The following is a 19,533-nucleotide window of genomic DNA, read 5'->3' as shown; positions in this document are numbered from 1 at the left end:
AGCTCTCCGGCTGGTTGACGGCGAACGTTCCGGCCGTCGTTAGACCTCTTCCGCCTCTGGTACGTCCACATCCGCGCCCAGTGACTTTGCGATGGCAGCAAACTCCGCTAGGGCAGACTGGAGATCGCGTACGATCTCTTCGGCGATGACCTCCGGCTCTAGGTCGCTGTCCGCGTCATCAAGGGCCGGGTCCTTCATCCACGTGATGTCGAGGTTGACCTTGTCCCGCCCGATCAAGTCCTCGTACGCGTAAGGCTTCCAGCAGCCGTTCTCGTCCTCGTCCGCGACGCGGGCAGTCAGTGGCTCGCCTGCCTTGTATCTGGCGACGAAGTCGTCCAGGTGGGCGCGGGTCAGCGGGCGCTGCTTCATGGTGAAGTGCTGACCGGTGCGGAAGTCGTAGATCCAGGTGACGGTGGTGTGCGGCTTGCCGTCGGCACGCGGGGGCTTCTTGTCGAAGAACAGTACATTGGCCTTGACACCGCCTGCGTAGAAGATGCCGGTAGGCAAGCGCAGGATCGTGTGCAGGTCGAACTCGTCAAGGAGCTTGCGGCGGACTTTCTCGCCCGCGCCGCCCTCGAAGAGGACGTTGTCCGGGAGGACGACGGCGGCCCGGCCGTTGACTGCCGTCAACGACATAATGTGCTGAAGAAAGTTGAGCTGCTTGTTAGTCGTGGTGGCCGTGAAGTCGTCACGGTCGTACTGAATGTCTTCCTTCTCCAGCTCGCCGTCCTGACCGATCACAGTGATCGCGGACTTCCGACCAAACGGAGGGTTGGCAAGGACCAGACTCGCATGCCGGCCGCTCGGCTTCTCAGCAAGCGCGTCGCCGACATCGATCAGACTCGGGCCGTCGCTCTTGCCAATGCCGTGCAGGAGCATGTTCATGGCGGCAAGGCGGGCTGTACCGGTGACCAGCTCGTTGCCCCAAATCTTGGACCCGCTGTCGTACGCCTTGCGGGCGTCGATATCCATGTCCCGGACGTGGTGCCGGGTGACGTACGCGTGGGCAGCGATCAGGAAGCCTCCGGTACCGCAGGCGGGGTCGGTGATGGTGTCGTCCGGGCCCGGCCGGGTCACGTCCACCATCGCGTCGATGAGCGCGCGCGGCGTGAAGTACTGTCCAGCGCCCGTCTTTGTGTCCGAGGCCCCTTTGGCGAGCAGGCCCTCATAGGCGTCACCCTTGAGGTCAGTGCCGGTGACCGTCCACTCCTCGCGGCCGATCAGCTCGACTACCAGCTTCTCGAGCAGCGCGGGCTTGGTGATCCGGTTCTGAGCATCAGCGAAGATCGTGCCGATGGTGGTGTGAGGCTTACGGCCGAGATGCTCCAGGATGGCGCGGTAGTGCGCCTCGAGCTCTGCACCACGCTTGCTAACAAGCGACTGCCAATTGTAGTCGGTAGGCACAAGAGCACTGAGGTCACGGCCACCCCATTCGTCGTTCTCGATCTCGTCGACCATCTTCAGGAAGAGCAGGTACGAAAGCTGCTCAACGTACTCAATAGTGGACAGGCCGTTGTCACGCAGGACGTTGCAGTAGGTCCAGAGCTTTGCGACCAACGTGTTGGTCTGCGCAGCGGCCTTCTTTGACTTCGGCGTCTCGGTGAGAAGGACGCTGTCAGCGGAGGGCGTGGCAGCGTCGTCCGCGGTGTTCTCAGCGGTGGTGTCGGATGCATGCGCAGTCACTGGTCGAACAACTCCTGCTGAACGGAATTGGTGGGGGCGGAGGTTGGAGCGGGCGGGGCCTTCATAGCCGCTGCGGCAGCGGTCGCCTTACGCGGGCGAGCGGCCCGCTTGGTCGCCTTGCGGACGGGCTTGGCGGCCTCTCGCTTCGCGACGATGCGGGCGAGGAGCGTGGCGGCGGGCTCGTCGGCGGGGTCCTGCGGGACCAGGCCGCCAGCGAATGCTCTCCTGAGTAGGGCCGTTCGCAACCCCGTGGCCCTAACCCCCGAATTCGCGACAGCGCCCCTCACGTTCTCACTCAGAGTCAACCACTGCTCTACTGCCTCGTTAAGCTTCTCTTGCTCATCAATCGGCGGGCAGGGGATTGGCAGATCGCGGCACGTCGACACCGCAATGTTGAATTGACCGGCCGTGGCCTTCGAAGTCCGCTTAAGCATGCCCAAAATGTAAGGAGACGACAGAACGAGAGTTAGCCATCGCGGCGTCAGATCAGGGCCGGCACGGAACGACACAATCGCCTGATTAATATTCCACTCGGGGAATACGTCAGGAACCATTGCCGTCTTCCCCAGGGGGGGGCCGACGATATTCGTCAGAACATCGCCAGGGATTACCCTGGAGCGCTTAAGTAGACCATTATGCGTCTCGACCCCTACGAAGGTTGGATCGATAGAGAAGTCAACCGATCCACGCCGCGAGATATTGTACACCTTCAAGAAAGGGATATCTCCGCCACCTGGCGACATAAGGTGAGGCTTTGGGGTTGAGCCACTCACAATCTGTTCGCACACAGCGGACGCTCGACGCCACTTCCACCCATGCGGAAGCTCAGCAAGATTCTCATCATCGAAGCGTCCGGTTTTTGATTCCTCCAGGGAATCGAGGTCTTCCGTTCCGGTTCGCCTCACGCTCCGGCCAACCGCCAGGGCATCCAGCCACTTCTTTTCCAGTCCTGCGCTACGCCGAAGCACTGAAGAAATCTGCGCCTCTGCCGCGTCGAGTCGAGAGAGCTGCTCTTCGAGGGCCTCGACAATCCGGTGCTGTTCGGCCAGAGGAGGGAGCGGAAGAGGGATTTCCTGAATCGTACGAGATGAAAGGTGCTTCACGGTAACGGCTGACGTGCGATCTTGAATCGCCTTCAAATAACCCTGCAAAGCATACATCAAGAAGCGCTCGTCGAAGAGCTCTTCCTCTCGAACCACTAGCTTGCAGACGCGCTGATTCAGAAGGGCCCCTTCACCTTCCCACCGCGCCACTCTAAAATCGCCGTCCATCCCCACCAATAGATCTCCGCGCGAGACCATAAAGGCAGGGTCGAAATCCCCATCGAAGAACGTATTAGTTGCACCTGGAAGGAGATCGCGAATCCGGATGACAGGAGTGCCTCGACGGTCTACGTTGAATCCACTTGAGCGAAACGGAAATCCATTGACGATCTCCACAACATCGCCGCATCTCACGCGATCCCATGATGAATGCTTTGCAAGTAGCCCCGGCTTGCCTCCTTTCTCCGCCATTAGCACAATCTCAGCGGGGCTAACGGTAAGCGCCACTTTCCCTCACAGTCCCTCAAATGGCACCTAGGCCAATTCCCGATTCAGCTCTTCCAACAGTCCCAAGGCCTGGTTCCTGCCGCCGAAGGCGTTCGCAAAGCCTGGGCCTCCGCCCTTCTCGGAGAACGGCATGTGGCCGAAGTCCTCGCGCTCCATACCCAGGTCGACCACGATCGCATCCTTGATCCGGTGCAGCCACCACAGCTGGTTATCAGTGAACTCCGCACCCGCCTGGCTCTGCCTCAGCAGCCAGCCTTCGAAGCGCTCCTCGACCACCGTACGATACGGGCGAAGCTGGTTGTCCGCGCCGAGCGTGTAGCGGACCAGGTTCATGAGGTCACCCAGGCCAGCCGACTTCGTCAGCGACTCGGCCGCCTCGCCGACCAGCTCGTAGTGGTCCCAGATGACCTTCGGGGTCCAGTTCCGCCTAGTGGCCTTGATGGCCGCCATCAGTTCCTTCAGGTGGGCCCGCGCCTCCTGCGGCCGCACCCGCGAGCCGCTACCGAGGATCACCTGGAGAGCGATTGCTTCCGCCGCCGCCTCGTCGTGCTTGCGGCTCTCCAGGAGCTGGCGCCATTCAGCCAGCTCCTTCACTGCACGCTCCTCCCTCGGGACCTCATTAACCTTCAGCGTGACCTCGGTCGTCGCGTCGTAGGTGAGGTCGTGCTGTTGTTTGATGCCAATGATCAGCTTCCGCAGTTCCGGGTGTGTGGTCAGGGTCTCAACCGAGTTATGGACCAGGCGCCGTGCTCGGTCCGCGCCGCCTTCCCGGTACGCCCGGTCCTGAGTGTCGACGTCCACCGCATCGGTGATCTGCCGGACGATGTCCGCCAGTGGCACCCCACCCGATGCCTGCTCAATCCGCTCCCGCTCTTCTTTCGTGAGCTTGCGGTCAAGCCGGGCCAGCCGGCGCCCAAGCGTCTCGGCCTGCTCGGCCGTCAGCGAGCGGCTGCCCGCCTTGTCCATCAGCTTGGTCAGGCTGAGACTACCGCTGTCCGGCGGCAGCATCGGGCGGGTGTCGACCAGCGGCGATGCGGTGACGCCCACCGCGTCGACCAGGACGAAACGATCCTTAGCCAGGTCGGCGGCCGGGTCTGGGGTGACCGCCTTCAGGTCGTCGGCGTCGATCGTGCGGGCGCCGCGTCCCTTCATCTGTTCGAAGAGGACAGGGCTGCGAACGGCCCGCAAGAAGATCACGCACTCCAGGGCCTTGATGTCCGTACCCGTGGCGATCATGTCGACCGTGACGGCGACCCGCAGCAACGGCGAGTTCCGCAGGTCGTTGACGAGCTGCTCGGGGTCGTCGCCCTTGTCCCGGGAGCGGTAGGTGATCTTCTTGGCGAAGGCGTCTCCGCGCCCGAAGACTTCCTTGACCTGCTTGAGGACTTCGTCCGCGTGGTCATCGCTCGCCGCGAAGACCAGCGTCTTGGGCAGTTCGGTCCGGCCCGGGAACCAGCGCTGCCAGTTGTTCTTGTACGCGGTGAGGACGGCCCGGATCTCGTCCTCGGCGATCACCGTGCGGCCGATCTGGCCGACCGTGTACACGAAGTCCTCATCCAGTTCCTCGTAACGCTGGGCGCGGGTCTTGCGGTCGCGGATACGGACCGTCGTCCCCTTATCGATCTTGGCGCCGCCGTCCTCCCGTATGGAGGAGTCCATGGTGACCACGTCGAAGTCGACGTTGACGCCGTCAGCGACGGCTTGTTCGTAGGTGTACTCGGAGACCATGTTGCCGTCGAAGAAACCCTTGGTCTGCCGGGTAGGGGTGGCAGTGAGGCCGACCAGGTGGGCGTCGAAGTAGTCCAGGACGCCGCGCCACAGGCCATAGATGGAGCGGTGGCACTCGTCGATGACGATCAAGTCGAAGGACTCGATCGGGACGGCAGGGTTGTACTCAACGGTGACCGGGCTGTCGGTCATGTAGTTCTCGTCGAGAGTAGAGGTGTCCTCGCGGTCCTCCGCCTCAGCACTGTCCTCCAGCGGCTCGCCCTTGAGGAGCGCGTACATGCGCTGGATCGTGGAGACGACGACGGAGGACGTCTCCTGGAGACCGGATCGTCCAAGCGAGTCGACGTTGTAGAGATCGGTGAACTTGCGGTTCTCGTCCGGCGTCTTGTAGCGGTCGAACTCGGCCTTGGCCTGGCGGCCGAGGTTGTTGCGGTCGACGAGGAAGAGAATGCGGCGAGCACGCGCATGCTTGAGCAGCCGGTACGACTCGGTGACCGCTGTATAGGTCTTACCGGCACCGGTGGCCATCTGGATCAGTGCGCGCGGCTTGTCCTGGGCAAGTGAACTCTCCAGGCCGACGATCGCCTCTTCCTGCGCCGTACGCAGGTCGTGCGACTCCAGTGCCGGCAGCGCGGTACGCAGGGCGGCCCGGAAGGTGGGGGTGTCCGGGTGCTCGGTGGCCCGCTTCATCCAGGCAGCGAAGGTCTCCGGACGGTGGAAGGCGAAAACCGAGCGGGAGCGCGCGTGCGGGTCGAGGAGGTTGAGAAAGAGCGTCTCGGCGCCAGTGGTGGCGTAGCGAAAGGCGAACGGTTCCCTCTCGCGCCAGACCGCCATGGAGTGTTCCTTGAGGACACCTCCCGCGTACCGCTCGTTCTGCGCGAGGGCGCCGGCCAGGGGGGTGCCCTCACGCTTGGCCTCGATGACACCGACGATCGCGCCGTCGACGTACAACACGTAGTCGGCACGGCCGGTGGCCAGGCTGAACTCTCGGACCGCGACGCCCTGGGAGGCGAGTGGATTGAGGTAACCGTAGTCCTGGACCGTCCAGCCAGCCCGGGTGAGCATCTCGTCGATCCGGACACGCGCCTGCACCTCATTGAGCGGCTCGGGCCGCTGGGCGCGGGCGACGATCGCCTCACGCGCATTGACGCTGACCGGCCGGGGCTTGAGACGCTCCTGGTCGTAATGGTCCTGGTGGGCGCACCGGAGCCGCTCGATCTCGTCTCGATGGCGGGCTACCTCCGCCTCAGACTCAGCACGGGCCCGCTCAGCAGCCTCGGTCAGCCTCTCGGCCTCCTCCCGACCGCGCCGCTCGGCCTCCAGCCGGTCACCGACCTCGCTGAGGCGGGTTCGGGACTCAGCGAGGGTGCGCTGGTAGCGACCGAGCGCCTCGCGGAGCTCGGTCAGCTCGGCAGATCCGCCCGCAACCTCGCTGGGCAGCTGGGGCGGCACGAACGCATCGATCTCTCGTACGTTGTCGATCGCGCGGGAAAAGAACTGGCCAAGCTGGAAGCAGAGTTCGACAGCCTTGAGGGCCTTACTGGTGTCGAAGAGGTGATTGTGCGCGGCGTCGTTGCGCCCCCGGCGTAGCGTGTCGAAGGCATCCCGAGTTCGACCGGGGAGCAGGCCAGCGCGCTGGAGTCCGGCCAGCCGGTCGATCTGCCGGGTTCCCTCTACTCGCACGCCGGCCCGCTGCACCAGCTCCTCGGCAAGCACCTCGCCGAACTGGCCGGAGGCGACGTACGAGACGTTGGGGTTGGTGAAGACGGACTGCTCGGCCTGTGCGCCGTAGATCGCCAGCAGGGGCTGCATCGCGTAGAGCCGCCCGAAGTTGGGAGACCTCCGGGCTGCTGCCTTCAGCTGCTCCGGAACTTGCTCACGACGCCGTGCCTGCCCACTCATACGCTGCCGCTCCTCGACCAGGCCACGTCCGGCCCTACCTGTGACAAGACCTCTCAGCGTATGCCCAACCAAGGGCTCCGCTCTGGCGAATAAACCGATCAAGCCAAGAAGCACTGCCTCGCGCCTGCCGCCCGCGCAGGGTCGGACTGGCGCGCCCGCCTCGAGCGCCAAGCCTGCGCTCTCTGCCGCGAGTTACCTCCAGAGAAGGCACCGAGATCGCATTGTCAGCACGGGACAGCATCCCAGGGGTGGCCACAGGTGCCGAGGGGTGATCGTTTCCGGCCCTCTGGGGCAGCACCCAGCACCAAACCGCACCACTTGGCTGCAATGAGGCGCCAGAGGGGCCCATCTCGGACTGATGGCCCCCTCTTGACCCGCACCTTTCCAGTGCAGGGAATTTGATTGAATGTTCAATTAAACATTGAACCGGAACTCCACCACATCCCCGTCCCGCATCACATACTCCTTGCCCTCCATGCGCGCCTTGCCCTTCGCGCGGGCCTCGGCGACCGAGCCGGTCTCGACGAGGTCCTCGAAGGAGATGACCTCCGCCTTGATGAAGCCCTTCTGGAAGTCGGTGTGGATGACGCCGGCCGCCTCGGGGGCGGTGGCGCCCTTGGGGATGGTCCAGGCGCGGGACTCCTTGGGGCCGGCCGTGAGGTAGGTCTGGAGGCCGAGGGTGTTGAAGCCGACGCGGGCGAGGGTGGCGAGGCCGGGCTCCTCGGCGCCGACGGACTCCAGCAGCTCCATCGCGTCCTCCTCGTCCAGCTCCGCGAGGTCCGCCTCCAGCTTGGCGTTGAGGAAGATCGCCTCGGCCGGGGCGACCAGGGCGCGCTGGGCGTTCTTGAAGTCCTCGTCGGTCAGCTCGTCCTCGTCCACGTTGAAGACGTAGAGGAAGGGCTTCGTCGTCAGCAGGTGCAGGTCGTGCAGCAGCTCGGCCCGCTCCGAGCCCTGGAGGATGCCCTGCGAGGACAGGGTGTCGCCCCGCTCCAGGATCTCCTTCGCCTCCTCGACCGCCTTCACCTTCGGCGCGACGTCCTTCTTGATCCGGGACTCCTTCTGGAGGCGCGGCAGGACCTTCTCGATGGTCTGGAGGTCGGCGAGGATCAGCTCGGTGTTGATCGTCTCGATGTCGTCCTTCGGCGAGACCTTGCCGTCGACGTGCACGACGTTCTCGTCCTTGAAGGCACGGATGACCTGGCAGATCGCGTCGGACTCGCGGATGTTCGCCAGGAACTTGTTGCCCAGGCCCTCACCCTCGGAGGCGCCGCGCACGATGCCCGCGATGTCGACGAAGTCCACCGTCGCGGGGAGGATGCGCTCCGACGAGAAGATCGACGCGAGCTGCGCGAGGCGGCCGTCGGGGACGCCGACCACGCCGACGTTCGGCTCGATCGTGGCGAACGGGTAGTTGGCCGCCAGCACGTCGTTCTTGGTCAGGGCGTTGAACAGGGTCGACTTGCCGACATTGGGCAGGCCGACGATTCCGATCGTGAGCGACACGTTGCGACTTCCCGTAGAGGAGTGGGGCCAAGGGCTGCCAGGCCCCAGGGGACACCGGCCGATCCACCAGTTTACGGCGTCCGCGCGGGGCTGTTAGCGGGAGCGTCCCCCGTCCGGCCGGACTGACCCCGCGGACATGTCTTCGGCGTGTCTGATGGGCGATTCGGCACATAAACAGACCTAAGTTGGTCCAGTGGAGCAACACAGAACGCGACCTCCGAAAGACGGGCCGCGACGCGGCACACCCACGCCCGCGCATCTTCCGCCCCAGGCCCGGCGCGGTCCGGACGCCGCGCGCGGCCCGGCCGGGGTGCCCGTCGCGGCCCGCCGCGGCCCCGAGCCCGTACGCGCCGCCGCCGGGCCGGCCTCCGCGCCGACCGGACGGCGCTTCCCGAACCCGCGGCTCACCGGGCTCGGCGGCGGCCTGTTCTGCGTCGCCGCGATGCTGCTGCTCGGCGCGCTGGACGCCCTGCTGTTCGGCTCGTCCCTGATCGCCTACGGCGTGCTCTTCCTGCCCGTCTGCGTGCTCACCGCGCTCTGGGTGCGCCCCGGCGACCTGCTGACCGCCCCCGTCGCCCTGCCCATCGCCTTCGGCGCCGGACTCTTCCCGGTCGCCGACGGCAGCGCCGGCTTCCTCGGCTCCCTGATGGGCGTCTTCACCGGCCTCGCCACCCAGGCGGGCTGGCTGTACGGCGGCACACTGATCGCCGGGGTGATGGTCCTGGTACGCCGGGTGCGCTGGGTGCGGAGCAGACGGCGCCGTCCGTAGGGCCACAGCAGCTCAACAGGCCCCTTACAGCTGGTCCCCCCTGCTGGGGCTCTCCGGAGGGTGCATTCCGCCGCCGTCCTTGACGTCCACCGCACAGGTGCGTCGATCGTAGGACTGGTCGTTGGGGATGAACAGCACTCCGGCGACCCGCTCCGGGTGCTCGACGGCGAGCCAGGCATCGCCGGTGCGGGGATCGGCGGCCGGCCCGAAGGCCTGGGACGACTCGACCAGGTCACACCCCACCGCCACGCGCTTCTCGTCGACCGCGCAGACGTCCACCGCGGGGTCGGAGTTCTCGTCGGCGCCGTCGAAGCGGAAGCGGAAGTGGACCTGGTCACCATCGGTGGGCACCTGCGGGTGGGGCTCCAGGCGCCAGTCGACGACCACGGCGGTGACGCCGAGCGGCCGCCCGTCCGTGTCCACGACCCGCACCCTGGCACCGGGCGTACCGCGCTCCGCCCTCGTGTCGGTGCAGCCCCACGAGGAGCAGCCGGACAGGGCGAGCAGCGCCAGAGCCAGCGGGGCGACGGCGAACACCCGTGGGGACATCACTGAGACGACCTCCGGCCGGAGTGGGACGGGGCAGCCTATCCCGGCGCCCGGCAGCTGCCCCGGCCCCGCTACTCCGCCGAGGCCCGCTCCTCCGCCCGCATCGCCGCGCCCACGATGCCCGCGTTGTTCTGGAGCTGGGCCGGGACGATCTCGGCCTTGATGCCCTTGATGTGCGGGAGGAACTTGTCGGCCTTGCGGCTCACCCCGCCGCCGATGATGAACAGCTCGGGGGAGAAGAGCATCTCCAGGTGCGCGAGGTACTTCTCGACCCGGCGTGCCCAGTGCTCCCAGGTGAGGTCGCCGTCCTCCTTGGCCTTGCTGGACGCCTTCTTCTCCGCGTCGTGGCCGTTCAGCTCGACGTGGCCCAGCTCGGTGTTGGCGACCAGCACGCCGTCGGTGAAGACGGCGCTGCCGATGCCGGTGCCGAAGGTGAGCACGATGACCGTGCCCTTCCGTCCGCGCCCGGCGCCGAACCGCATCTCGGCGAGACCGGCCGCGTCCGCGTCGTTGACCAGGGTGACCGGCAGGCCGCCCAGCTTCTCGCTGAAGAGGGTGCGGGCGTCCGTACCGATCCAGCTCTTGTCGACGTTCGCCGCGGTGAGGATGGTCGCGCCGTCCTGGATCACTCCGGGGAAGGTCAGCCCGACCGGGCCGGTCCAGCCGAAGTGGTCGATCACTTCCTTGACGCCGTCCGCGACACCCTCGGGGGTCGCCGGATGGGGGGTGAGCACCTTGCAGCGCTCCTGGGCGAGATCGCCCTTGTCCAGGTCCACCGGGGCACCCTTGATGCCGGACCCGCCGATGTCCACGCCGAAGATCTGCATGGCCCCACGTTACGACGTACGACTGACGGTCACGCCCCGGGCGTACCGGTTCCGCCGCGCTCGGCCGCCAGGGCGGCGGCCTCCTCGCGCAGATCGCGCCGGAGTTCCTTGGGCAGCGAGAAGGTGATGGACTCCTCGGCCGCCTTGACCAGCTCCACGTCGCCGTAGCCGCGCTGGGCCAGCCACTCGAGGACCTCCTCGACCAGCACCTCGGGCACCGAGGCGCCGGAAGTGACGCCGACCGTGGTGACGCCCTCCAGCCAGGCTTCGTCGATCTCGCCGGCGAAGTCCACCAGGTACGCCTCGCGGGACCCGGCGAGCTTGGCGACCTCGACGAGCCGGACCGAGTTGGAGGAGTTGCGCGAGCCGACCACGATGACCAGCTCGGCCTCGGCGCCCATCTGCTTCACCGCGAGCTGACGGTTCTGCGTGGCGTAGCAGATGTCGTCGCTGGGCGGGGAGACCAGGCCGGGGAACTTCGCCTTCAGGGCGTCGACGGTCTCCATGGTCTCGTCCACGGACAGCGTGGTCTGCGAGAGCCAGACGATCTTGGACGGGTCGCGGACCTCGACCTTGGCGACGTCCTCGGGGCCGTCGACGAGCTGGATGTGCTCGGGGGCCTCACCGGAGGTGCCGATGACCTCCTCGTGCCCCTCGTGCCCGATCAGCAGGATGTCGTAGTCGTCCTTTGCGTAGCGGACGGCTTCCTTGTGGACCTTGGTGACCAGCGGGCAGGTGGCGTCGATGGTGGCGAGCCGGCCGCGCTTCGCCTCCTCGTGCACGGTCGGGGCGACACCGTGCGCGGAGAACATCACGATCTCGCCCGGCGGCACCTCCTCCGTCTGCTCGACGAAGATCGCGCCCTTCTTCTCCAGGGTCTGCACGACGTACTTGTTGTGGACGATCTCGTGCCGGACGTAGATCGGGGCCCCGTACTGTTCGAGGGCCTTCTCGACGGCGATCACGGCGCGGTCCACACCGGCGCAGTAGCCACGGGGGGCGGCGAGCAGGACACGGCGGCCAGGCGAAGCGGTCATGCGTCCCATCGTAAGGCCGGGTGCCCGGCCCCGTAGATCCCCCCACGGGGGTGTCCACGGCGCACCCCCGTTGTCGGCGGCGGCCGTTACCCTCGCCGCATGGCTGTGAACACGTCGCCCGAGGTCCCGCTCCCGGTCGGGGAGGTCTCCCGGCTGATCGGACGCTGGATCGACCGGCTCGGCGCGGTGTGGGTGGAGGGGCAGATCACCCAGTTGTCGCGGCGGCCCGGCGCCGGGGTGGTGTTCCTGACCCTGCGCGACCCCTCGCACGACATCTCGGTCAGCGTCACCTGCTACCGGCAGGTGTTCGACGCGGTCGCGGACGTGGTCGGCGAGGGCGCGCGGGTCGTGGTGCTCGCCAAGCCCGAGTGGTACGCCCCGCGCGGCCAGCTCTCGCTGCGCGCCGCCGAGATACGGCCGGTGGGCGTGGGCGAGCTGCTGGCGCGGCTGGAGCAGCTCAAGAAGTCGCTGGCGGCGGAGGGGCTGTTCGCGGCCGACCGCAAGAAGCCGCTGCCGTTCCTGCCGCAGCTCATCGGGCTGGTGTGCGGCCGGGCCTCGGCGGCGGAGCGGGACGTGCTGGAGAACGCCCGGCACCGCTGGCCCGCCGTCCGCTTCGAGGTGCGCAATGTGCCGGTGCAGGGGGTGCACGCGGTGCCGCAGGTGGTCCAGGCGGTCAAGGAGCTGGACGCGCGGGACGACGTGGACGTGATCGTGGTGGCGCGCGGCGGGGGCAGCGTGGAGGACCTGCTGCCGTTCTCCGACGAGGAGCTGATCCGCACCGTGGCGGCCTGCCGTACGCCGGTGGTCTCGGCGATCGGGCACGAGCCCGACACCCCGCTGCTGGACCTGGTCGCCGACCTGCGCGCCTCCACCCCGACCGACGCGGCCAAGAAGGTCGTCCCGGACGTGGGCGAGGAGCTGGCGCGGGTACGGATGCTGCGCGACCGGGGCCGGCGGTGCGCGCACTCCCTGCTGGAGCGGGAGGAGCGGGGGCTGGCGCATGCGCTGGCCCGGCCCGTGATGGAGCGCCCGCACCGGATGCTGGACGAGCGGGAGGAGCAGGTGGAGGCGCTGCTGGGCCGCGCCCGGCGCACGCTCGGTCATCTGCTGGACCGGGCGGAGTCGGAGCTGACGCACACGCACGCGCGCGTGGTCGCCCTCTCCCCCGCGGCCACCCTCCGGCGGGGCTACGCGGTCCTGCAGAAGGAGGACGGCCATGTGGTCCGCGACCCGGCCGAGGTGACCGAGGGCGAGCCGCTGCGGGCCCGGGTGGCGGCGGGCGAGTTCGCCGTACGGGTCGATGTCGGCGGCGATGAATAGGGTGGGCGGATGAGCAGCAAGGTGGACGAGACGCTCTCGTACGAGCAGGCGCGGGACGAGTTGATCGAGGTCGTACGGCGGCTGGAGGCGGGCGGTTCGACGCTGGAGGAGTCGCTGGCGCTGTGGGAGCGCGGCGAGGAGCTGGCCAAGGTGTGCCGGCGCTGGCTGGAGGGGGCGCGGGAGCGGCTGGACGCGGCGCTCGCGGAGGAGGCGGAGGAAGAGGAGGGCGACTAGGGCGACCAGGGGCTGCCCGGGAGGCTTTGTTAAAGCTTGAACTTCTTTGGCGTAGGGTCGGGTCCGTCATCAGGTCCCGCACCACGGACCGTACGCGCACCCCAGGAAGTCACAGATGTCTCTCGTTCTCGACCCGGCCGCCCAGGACCTGCTGTTCCGCGAGGCCCGCACCGCGAACTCCTTCACCGACGAGCCGGTGACCGACGAGCAGGTCCGCGCGATCTACGACCTGGTCAAGTACGGGCCCACCGCCTTCAACCAGACCCCTCTGCGGATCACCCTGGTCCGCTCCCCCGAGGCCCGCGAGCGCCTGGTGGCCCTGATGGCGGACGGCAACAAGCCCAAGACGGCCGCCGCACCGCTGGTGGCGATCCTCTCCGCGGACAACGAGTTCCACGAGGAGCTGCCGACCCTGTTCCCGGCGTTCCCGCAGGCCAAGGACGCCTTCTTCGGCGAGCGCCCGGTCCGTGAGCGCTCCGCCGCGCTGAACGCCGCGCTCCAGGCCGCCTACTTCGTCGTCGGCGTCCGCGCCGCCGGCCTGGCCGCGGGCCCGATGACCGGCTTCGACGCCGAGGGGGTCCGCAAGGAGTTCCTGGACGACGACCACGCCCCGCTGATGATCGTCAACATCGGCCGCCCGGCCGCCGACGCCTCCCACCCGCGCGGGCCGCGCCTGTCCTACGACGACGTGATCACGACCGTCTGACCAGCATCATCCCGCCACTCGACGGCACACACGAAGGCCCCCGGAATGCGCTTCCGGGGGCCTTCGCGCATGGTGAGAGGGGGCTTGCTAGGCCATCTTGAGCGCCGAGGCCATGGTGGTCAGGCGGTCGAAGGAGGCGGTGCCGGAAACCACCGTGGTGGAGCCGGGGGTGCCCTCCAGGACGAGGGCGTCGTAGCGGCCGCCGGAGTACCGGGTCCAGGTGCGGCCGTCGATCTTCACGGTCTTCTTCGTCGCCGAGGAGCCCTGGGTGGCCTGCTCGATGAAGGCGGCGCGCTTCTCGGTGGACTGCTCGACCTGCACGTACTGGCCCTCGGGGTCCTGGAAGCCGAGGTGCCAGCGGTCGGACTCCTCGCCACGGAAGCGGACGGAGGTGGCCTTCCAGGTGTCCGGCAGCCCCTCGGGGGCCGCCACCGGGTAGCTCACCGCCCGGCGTGCCGTGGTCGTCTCGACCGAGTAGTCGACCCGGGGAAGGTCGGGCTGGTGGTCGTCGTGCGGGACGAAGACGTAGATGACCGCCGCCGCGATTCCGATGAGGGCCAGGGAAAGGATCATGTCCCGGACCGTCTTCTGCTTGCCGTTCGAACCTGCCACGCCTCCTATGGTCTCAGGTGCCCTCCGCGCTCATCCGTGGGGCCCCCTGCTCATTTTGTAAGCCCGGCGATAGAGTCACCTCATACTCATCCGGCCGTCGTCGTATCAGAAAGGTGCGCTCCGATGACCGAGCATCATCTGCCGTCCGAACTCGATGTCCCCTCCGAGGCCCCCGACCGCAACCTCGCCCTGGAACTGGTCAGGGTCACCGAGGCAGCGGCCATGGCCGCGGGCCGCTGGGTCGGCCGCGGCGACAAGAACGGCGCCGACGGCGCCGCCGTGCGCGCCATGCGGACCCTCGTCTCCACCGTCTCGATGAACGGCGTCGTCGTCATCGGCGAGGGCGAGAAGGACGAGGCGCCGATGCTCTTCAACGGGGAGCAGGTCGGCGACGGGACGGGACCCGAGGTCGACATCGCCGTGGACCCGATCGACGGGACCACCCTGACGGCGAAGGGCATGGCGAACGCGATCGCCGTGCTGGCCGCCGCCGAGCGGGGCGCCATGTTCGACCCGTCCGCCGTGTTCTACATGGACAAGCTGGTCACCGGGCCCGAGGCGGCCGACTTCGTGGACATCGACGCGCCCGTGTCGGTCAACATCCGCCGGGTCGCCAAGGCGAAGCGGCGCACGCCCGAGGACGTCACGGTCTGCATCCTGGACCGGCCCCGGCACGAGGGCGTCATCAAGGAGATCCGGGACACCGGCGCCCGGATCAAGCTGATCTCGGACGGCGATGTGGCGGGGTCCATCCTGGCGCTGCGCGAGGGCACCGGCATCGACCTGCTGCTCGGCATCGGCGGTACGCCCGAGGGGATCATCTCGGCCTGTGCGGTGAAGTGCCTGGGCGGCACGATCCAGGGCAAGCTCTGGCCCAAGGACGACGAGGAGCGGGAGCGGGCGATCGCCGCCGGCCACGACCTCGACCGGGTGCTGACCACGGACGACCTGGTGAGCGGGGAGAACGTGTTCTTCGTGGCCACCGGGATCACCGACGGGGAGCTGATGCGGGGGGTGCGGTACCGGTCCGAGACCGCGACCACCGACTCCATCGTGATGCGGTCCAAGTCGGGGACCGTGCGGAAGATCGAGTCGGAGCACCGGCTCAGCAAGCTGCGGGCCTACAGCGCGGTCGACTTCGACCGGGCGAAGTAGGGGTCGAGGGGGCGCGGGAGTTCTCGCGCCCCCGAGAACCCGCGGCTCAGCCGGCCATACGCGCCGCCGTCGCCTTCTTGAGCTCCACCTCGCGCCTGCGCCTGCGGGCCAGGACCACCCGGCGCTCGGCCGCGGTCAGACCGCCCCAGACGCCGTACGGCTCGGGCTGGAGCAGGGCGTGCTCGCGGCACTCGATCATCACCGGGCAGCGGGCGCACACCCGCTTCGCCGCCTCCTCGCGGGACAGCCGCGCGGCGGTCGGCTCCTTGGACGGGGCGAAGAACAGACCGGCCTCGTCGCGGCGGCACACCGCCTCGGTGTGCCAGGGCGCGTCCTGATCCCTGTCTCGCGCCGGGCCCCGCTGGGCCGGAACGGCGGCTACCCGCGGGGACGAATGCGGCGGTTGCAGCACGGTCTACTCCTGACGACGAATTCGCTAGCGAGAGACGATGCAGCAAGCCCTACCCGTTGTACGCGCGCCTATGCACTGCGTTCCCAACCACCGGCGTACGACGGCTTGTTCGGACCTCAGCGGTCCAGGTGCCGGCGCAGCTTCCGGTCCGCCTTGTCGAGCTTGTCCTGGACCCGGTCGAGGATGTCCGCCACGAACCTTCCGCGCCGGGGCCGCGCCTCCACGTTGCCCAGCACCGACCAGCCGTCGACGTAGATCACCGGCGCGTCCGACTGCACCGAGTCCACCGTGCTGACCTCGAAGTTGCCCAGCACGCTGCCGCCGGTGCCGCGCAGCGACACGTTCTCCGGGACGCGGATCTGGACGTCCCCGAAGACCGAGACCGCCTTGATCACCACCTGCTGGTACTCGAAGACGGCCTCGCTGAGGTCTATCTCCACGCTGCCGAACACCGCGAAGGCGTGCACCCGGCGCCCCGCACGCCAGCGGCCCCGGCGCACGGCGCTGCTGAACACGGCGACCACGCTGGTGTCCGCGTCGGCCGGGAGCGAGCCGGGCGGCGGGCGGTGCGGCACGGCGTACGCGGGTGCCGCCGGGCGTTCGTGCGCGGCGGGCAGGTCGCGTATGAAGGCGTCCAGCTCGCCGACGGTCTTGGTGTGCAGCACCCCCTCCACCCGCTCGGCGTGCTCCTCGGCGGTCAGCCGGCCCTCGGCCAGGGCGTCACGGAGGATGTCGGCGACCCGGTCGCGGTCGGCGTCCGAGGCGCGCAGGTCGGCCGGGCGCGGGGCGGTGGCCGGGGGCTGGGCGTGCTTCTGAAGGTCCACGACAGCAGAGTACCGAAACGCGATAGATCGCGACTAGGCCCTGTGGACAACCAGCCGCCGGATGTTCCTGGAGGCAAGTGAGTCCTACCTCACCGGCGCGCTGTCCGAGCCGGGTTCTACGCTGGACAGGCTCGCCAGCGTCGGCGGGCGCCGTCCGTCGAAGAAGGAATGGGCTGAGATGCCTGAGTTCGCGTACACCGATCTGCTCCCCCAGGGAGAGGACACCACGCCGTACCGCCTGGTGACCTCCGAGGGTGTGTCCACCGTCGAGGGGCCGGACGGGCGGACGTTCCTCAAGGTGGAGCCGGAGGCGCTGCGCGCGCTGGCCGAGGAGGCAATCCACGACATCCAGCACTACCTGCGCCCCGCCCACCTCGCCCAGCTGCGCCGGATCATCGACGACCCGGAGGCGTCCGGCAACGACAAGTTCGTCGCGCTGGACCTGCTGAAGAACGCGAACATCGCGGCGGCCGGCGTGCTGCCCATGTGCCAGGACACCGGCACCGCGATCGTCATGGGCAAGCGCGGCCAGAACGTGCTGACCGAGGGCGGCGACGAGGCGGCGCTGAGCCGCGGCATCTACGACGCCTACCTGAACCTCAACCTGCGCTACTCGCAGATGGCTCCGCTCACCATGTGGGAGGAGAAGAACACCGGCTCCAACCTCCCGGCGCAGATCGAGCTGTACGCGGCCGACGGCGGCGCCTACAAGTTCCTCTTCATGGCCAAGGGCGGCGGTTCGGCCAACAAGTCCTTCCTGTACCAGGAGACGAAGGCCGTCCTGAACGAGTCCTCCATGATGAAGTTCCTGGAGGAGAAGATCCGTTCGCTGGGCACGGCCGCCTGCCCGCCGTACCACCTGGCGATCGTGGTCGGCGGTACGTCGGCCGAGTTCGCGCTGAAGACCGCGAAGTACGCCTCCGCGCACTACCTGGACGAGATCCCGGCCGAGGGGTCCGCGCTCGGTCACGGCTTCCGGGACAAGGAGCTGGAGGAGAAGGTCTTCGAGCTGACGCAGAAGATCGGCATCGGCGCCCAGTTCGGCGGCAAGTACTTCTGCCACGACGTGCGCGTGGTGCGCCTGCCCCGGCACGGCGCGTCCTGCCCAGTCGCCATCGCCGTCTCCTGCTCGGCCGACCGCCAGGCCGTCGCCAAGATCACCGCCGAGGGCGTGTTCCTGGAGCAGTTGGAGACGGACCCGGCGCGCTTCCTCCCCGAGACCACCGACGAGCATCTGGACGAGGCCGGGGACGTCGTCAAGATCGACCTGAACCAGCCGATGGACGAGATCCTCGCGGAGCTGACCAAGTACCCGGTCAAGACCCGCCTCTCGCTGACCGGCCCGCTGGTCGTGGCCCGCGACATCGCGCACGCCAAGATCAAGGAGCGGCTGGACGCGGGCGAGGACATGCCGCAGTACCTCAAGGACCACCCGGTGTACTACGCCGGTCCGGCCAAGACCCCCGAGGGGTACGCCTCGGGTTCCTTCGGCCCGACCACGGCCGGGCGGATGGACTCCTACGTGGAGCAGTTCCAGGCGGCCGGCGGCTCCAAGGTGATGCTGGCCAAGGGCAACCGCAGCAAGCAGGTCACCGACGCCTGCGACGCGCACGGCGGCTTCTACCTCGGCTCCATCGGCGGCCCCGCCGCGCGCCTCGCCCAGGACTGCATCAAGAAGGTCGAGGTCCTGGAGTACGAGGAGCTGGGCATGGAGGCGGTCTGGAAGATCGAGGTCGAGGACTTCCCGGCCTTCATCGTGGTCGACGACAAGGGCAACGACTTCTTCCAGGACCCGGCGCCCGCGCCGACGTTCACCTCGATCCCGGTCCGGGGCCCCGGCCTGGCCTGAGCCCCCTCCTGGGGGCCGTTTCCGGCGGCCCCCTAGGGTGCCCGCATGACTTCTGCGGCTTATCTCTCCGGGTTGTTCTCGCTGGACGGCCGCGTCGCCGTGGTGACCGGGGGCAGTTCCGGCATCGGGCGCGCGATCACCGAGGCGCTGGCGCGGGCCGGGGCCTCGGTGGTGGTCGTCGCGCGCGGCAAGGAGGCGCTGGAGGCGACCTGCGCCCAGCTCGCCGAACTGGGCTGCCGTGCCGGGTGGGTGAGCGCCGACCTGAGTAGGCGGGACGGCGTGCGGGCCGCCGCCGAGGAGGCGGCCGGGGTGTTCGGCGAGCCCGACATCCTCGTCAACTCGGCCGGCGTCAACCTGCGTCCGCCCTTCAGCGAGCTGAGCGACGAGGACTGGGACCTCACCCTCGCGCTGAACCTCCAGGCGCCGCACCTGCTCAGCCGGAGGTTCGGGCCCGGCATGGCCGAGCGGGGTTTCGGGCGGATCATCCACATCTCCTCCCAGCAGGCGCACCGCGCCTTCGTCCGTTCGGGGGCGTACGGCGTCTCCAAGGGCGCGCTGGAGTCGCTCGCGCGCTCCCAGGCCGAGGAGTGGTCGCCGCACGGTGTCACCGCCAACACGCTGGTGCCGGGCTTCGTGATGACACCGCTCAACGCGCGGCTGTCGTCGGACCCGGAGAAGGTGGCGGCGCTGGCCGCGCGGACGATGGTGGGCCGCAACGGCCTCGCCGAGGACTTCGCGGGCGCCGCCGTCTTCCTGGCGAGCCGCGCCTCGGGGTACGTCACCGGCCAGTCCCTCTTCGTGGACGGCGGCTTCTCGGTGCACTGAGCCGCGTCCGGCGCAGCCCAGGAACATCGCGGCGACCCCGTTCGCTGT

17 protein-coding genes are annotated in these 19,533 nt (G+C 68.3%); 7 read left to right on the top strand and 10 right to left on the bottom strand.

The genetic code is table 11. The features are described 5' to 3' along the window. Positions 1–39 precede the first annotated feature (39 nt). From D0Z67_RS18800 to ychF, 4 genes are all read right to left on the bottom strand, one after another. Complete coding sequence (locus D0Z67_RS18800; RefSeq protein ID WP_031181001.1) at positions 40–1,683, bottom strand: type I restriction-modification system subunit M; 1,644 nt, start codon at positions 1,681–1,683, stop codon at positions 40–42. After that, complete coding sequence (locus D0Z67_RS18795; protein WP_078873258.1) at positions 1,680–3,197, bottom strand: restriction endonuclease subunit S; 1,518 nt, start codon at positions 3,195–3,197, stop codon at positions 1,680–1,682. The genes D0Z67_RS18800 and D0Z67_RS18795 overlap by 4 nt, the downstream gene beginning before the upstream one ends. A 63-nt stretch (positions 3,198–3,260) precedes the next feature. Beyond that, a complete protein-coding gene (locus D0Z67_RS18790) occupies positions 3,261–6,863 on the bottom strand; it encodes a type I restriction endonuclease subunit R (RefSeq protein ID WP_031180999.1) in 3,603 nt (1,200 codons plus the stop codon). A 414-nt stretch (positions 6,864–7,277) separates the two neighbouring features. Beyond that, positions 7,278–8,366: a redox-regulated ATPase YchF gene (ychF, locus tag D0Z67_RS18785; RefSeq protein WP_031180998.1), complete on the bottom strand. Its 1,089-nt coding sequence runs from the start codon at positions 8,364–8,366 to the stop codon at positions 7,278–7,280. 193 nt (positions 8,367–8,559) lie between these two features. Here ychF and D0Z67_RS18780 point away from each other — a divergent pair, with 193 nt between their 5' ends. Then, the gene (locus D0Z67_RS18780) at positions 8,560–9,135 is read left to right on the top strand and encodes a DUF6542 domain-containing protein (RefSeq protein WP_031180997.1); all 576 of its coding nucleotides are present in this window, start codon (positions 8,560–8,562) and stop codon (positions 9,133–9,135) included. 24 nt (positions 9,136–9,159) lie between these two features. Here the strand turns inward: D0Z67_RS18780 and D0Z67_RS18775 are convergent, their stop codons facing one another. The 3 genes from D0Z67_RS18775 to D0Z67_RS18765 all read right to left on the bottom strand — a co-directional run bounded on the left by D0Z67_RS18775 (position 9,160) and on the right by D0Z67_RS18765 (position 11,557). Next, positions 9,160–9,684 (bottom strand): hypothetical protein, encoded by a 525-nt coding sequence (locus D0Z67_RS18775; protein ID WP_051887643.1) that lies wholly within the window; start codon positions 9,682–9,684, stop codon positions 9,160–9,162. A 71-nt stretch (positions 9,685–9,755) separates the two neighbouring features. Next, positions 9,756–10,511, bottom strand: a complete 756-nt coding sequence (ppgK, locus tag D0Z67_RS18770; protein ID WP_031180995.1) for a polyphosphate--glucose phosphotransferase — start codon at positions 10,509–10,511, stop codon at positions 9,756–9,758. Between the two features lie 29 nt (positions 10,512–10,540). Beyond that, on the bottom strand, positions 10,541–11,557 hold the full coding sequence (locus D0Z67_RS18765; protein ID WP_107059564.1) for a 4-hydroxy-3-methylbut-2-enyl diphosphate reductase: 1,017 nt from the start codon (positions 11,555–11,557) through the stop codon (positions 10,541–10,543). 90 nt (positions 11,558–11,647) lie between these two features. On the opposite strand from D0Z67_RS18765, the gene xseA reads away from it, so the two are divergent. The 3 genes from xseA (at position 11,648) to D0Z67_RS18750 (ending at position 13,808) form a co-directional block, all read left to right on the top strand. Next, positions 11,648–12,868 (top strand): exodeoxyribonuclease VII large subunit, encoded by a 1,221-nt coding sequence (gene xseA / locus D0Z67_RS18760; protein ID WP_031180993.1) that lies wholly within the window; start codon positions 11,648–11,650, stop codon positions 12,866–12,868. 9 nt (positions 12,869–12,877) lie between these two features. Further along, positions 12,878–13,102, top strand: a complete 225-nt coding sequence (locus tag D0Z67_RS18755; protein WP_031180992.1) for an exodeoxyribonuclease VII small subunit — start codon at positions 12,878–12,880, stop codon at positions 13,100–13,102. Between the two features lie 115 nt (positions 13,103–13,217). Further along, positions 13,218–13,808, top strand: a complete 591-nt coding sequence (locus D0Z67_RS18750; RefSeq protein WP_031180991.1) for a malonic semialdehyde reductase — start codon at positions 13,218–13,220, stop codon at positions 13,806–13,808. Between the two features lie 87 nt (positions 13,809–13,895). Here D0Z67_RS18750 and D0Z67_RS18745 read toward each other — a convergent pair whose 3' ends face one another. Next, positions 13,896–14,420 carry a DUF4245 domain-containing protein gene (locus D0Z67_RS18745; RefSeq protein WP_031180990.1) on the bottom strand — a complete coding sequence of 175 codons (525 nt, stop codon included), beginning with the start codon at positions 14,418–14,420 and terminating at the stop codon, positions 13,896–13,898. Positions 14,421–14,543: 123 nt separating this feature from the next. Between D0Z67_RS18745 and glpX the strand changes: the two genes are divergently transcribed. Continuing rightward, on the top strand, positions 14,544–15,575 hold the full coding sequence (glpX, locus tag D0Z67_RS18740; RefSeq protein WP_031180989.1) for a class II fructose-bisphosphatase: 1,032 nt from the start codon (positions 14,544–14,546) through the stop codon (positions 15,573–15,575). A gap of 46 nt (positions 15,576–15,621) precedes the next feature. Here glpX and D0Z67_RS18735 read toward each other — a convergent pair whose 3' ends face one another. Continuing rightward, on the bottom strand, positions 15,622–15,987 hold the full coding sequence (locus tag D0Z67_RS18735; protein WP_078873256.1) for a WhiB family transcriptional regulator: 366 nt from the start codon (positions 15,985–15,987) through the stop codon (positions 15,622–15,624). A gap of 116 nt (positions 15,988–16,103) precedes the next feature. After that, positions 16,104–16,811, bottom strand: coding sequence for a DUF1707 SHOCT-like domain-containing protein (locus tag D0Z67_RS18730; protein WP_031180987.1), 708 nt, complete (start codon positions 16,809–16,811; stop codon positions 16,104–16,106). A 178-nt stretch (positions 16,812–16,989) separates the two neighbouring features. Between D0Z67_RS18730 and D0Z67_RS18725 the strand changes: the two genes are divergently transcribed. Continuing rightward, positions 16,990–18,660: a fumarate hydratase gene (locus D0Z67_RS18725; protein WP_031180986.1), complete on the top strand. Its 1,671-nt coding sequence runs from the start codon at positions 16,990–16,992 to the stop codon at positions 18,658–18,660. Positions 18,661–18,705: 45 nt separating this feature from the next. Then, positions 18,706–19,485, top strand: a complete 780-nt coding sequence (locus tag D0Z67_RS18720; protein WP_031180985.1) for an SDR family NAD(P)-dependent oxidoreductase — start codon at positions 18,706–18,708, stop codon at positions 19,483–19,485. Positions 19,486–19,533: the final 48 nt, after the last annotated feature.

Origin of the sequence: Streptomyces seoulensis, from assembly GCF_004328625.1 — a bacterium.
GTDB lineage: Bacteria > Actinomycetota > Actinomycetes > Streptomycetales > Streptomycetaceae > Streptomyces > Streptomyces seoulensis.
This window is presented reverse-complemented; position numbering and strand designations above follow the sequence as displayed.

Bases quoted from the DNA above. Each gene is read 5' to 3' on its own strand.
- D0Z67_RS18750 (WP_031180991.1), top strand. From the start codon at position 13,218: ATGTCTCTCGTTCTCGACCCGGCCGCCCAGGACCTGCTGTTCCGCGAG.
- xseA (WP_031180993.1), top strand. From the start codon at position 11,648: ATGGCTGTGAACACGTCGCCCGAGGTCCCGCTCCCGGTCGGGGAGGTC.
- D0Z67_RS18775 (WP_051887643.1), bottom strand. From the start codon at position 9,684: ATGTCCCCACGGGTGTTCGCCGTCGCCCCGCTGGCTCTGGCGCTGCTC.
- D0Z67_RS18790 (WP_031180999.1), bottom strand. From the start codon at position 6,863: ATGAGTGGGCAGGCACGGCGTCGTGAGCAAGTTCCGGAGCAGCTGAAG.
- ppgK (WP_031180995.1), bottom strand. From the start codon at position 10,511: ATGCAGATCTTCGGCGTGGACATCGGCGGGTCCGGCATCAAGGGTGCC.
- D0Z67_RS18765 (WP_107059564.1), bottom strand. From the start codon at position 11,557: ATGGGACGCATGACCGCTTCGCCTGGCCGCCGTGTCCTGCTCGCCGCC.
- D0Z67_RS18720 (WP_031180985.1), top strand. From the start codon at position 18,706: ATGACTTCTGCGGCTTATCTCTCCGGGTTGTTCTCGCTGGACGGCCGC.
- D0Z67_RS18795 (WP_078873258.1), bottom strand. From the start codon at position 3,197: ATGGCGGAGAAAGGAGGCAAGCCGGGGCTACTTGCAAAGCATTCATCA.
- D0Z67_RS18725 (WP_031180986.1), top strand. From the start codon at position 16,990: ATGCCTGAGTTCGCGTACACCGATCTGCTCCCCCAGGGAGAGGACACC.
- D0Z67_RS18755 (WP_031180992.1), top strand. From the start codon at position 12,878: ATGAGCAGCAAGGTGGACGAGACGCTCTCGTACGAGCAGGCGCGGGAC.
- glpX (WP_031180989.1), top strand. From the start codon at position 14,544: ATGACCGAGCATCATCTGCCGTCCGAACTCGATGTCCCCTCCGAGGCC.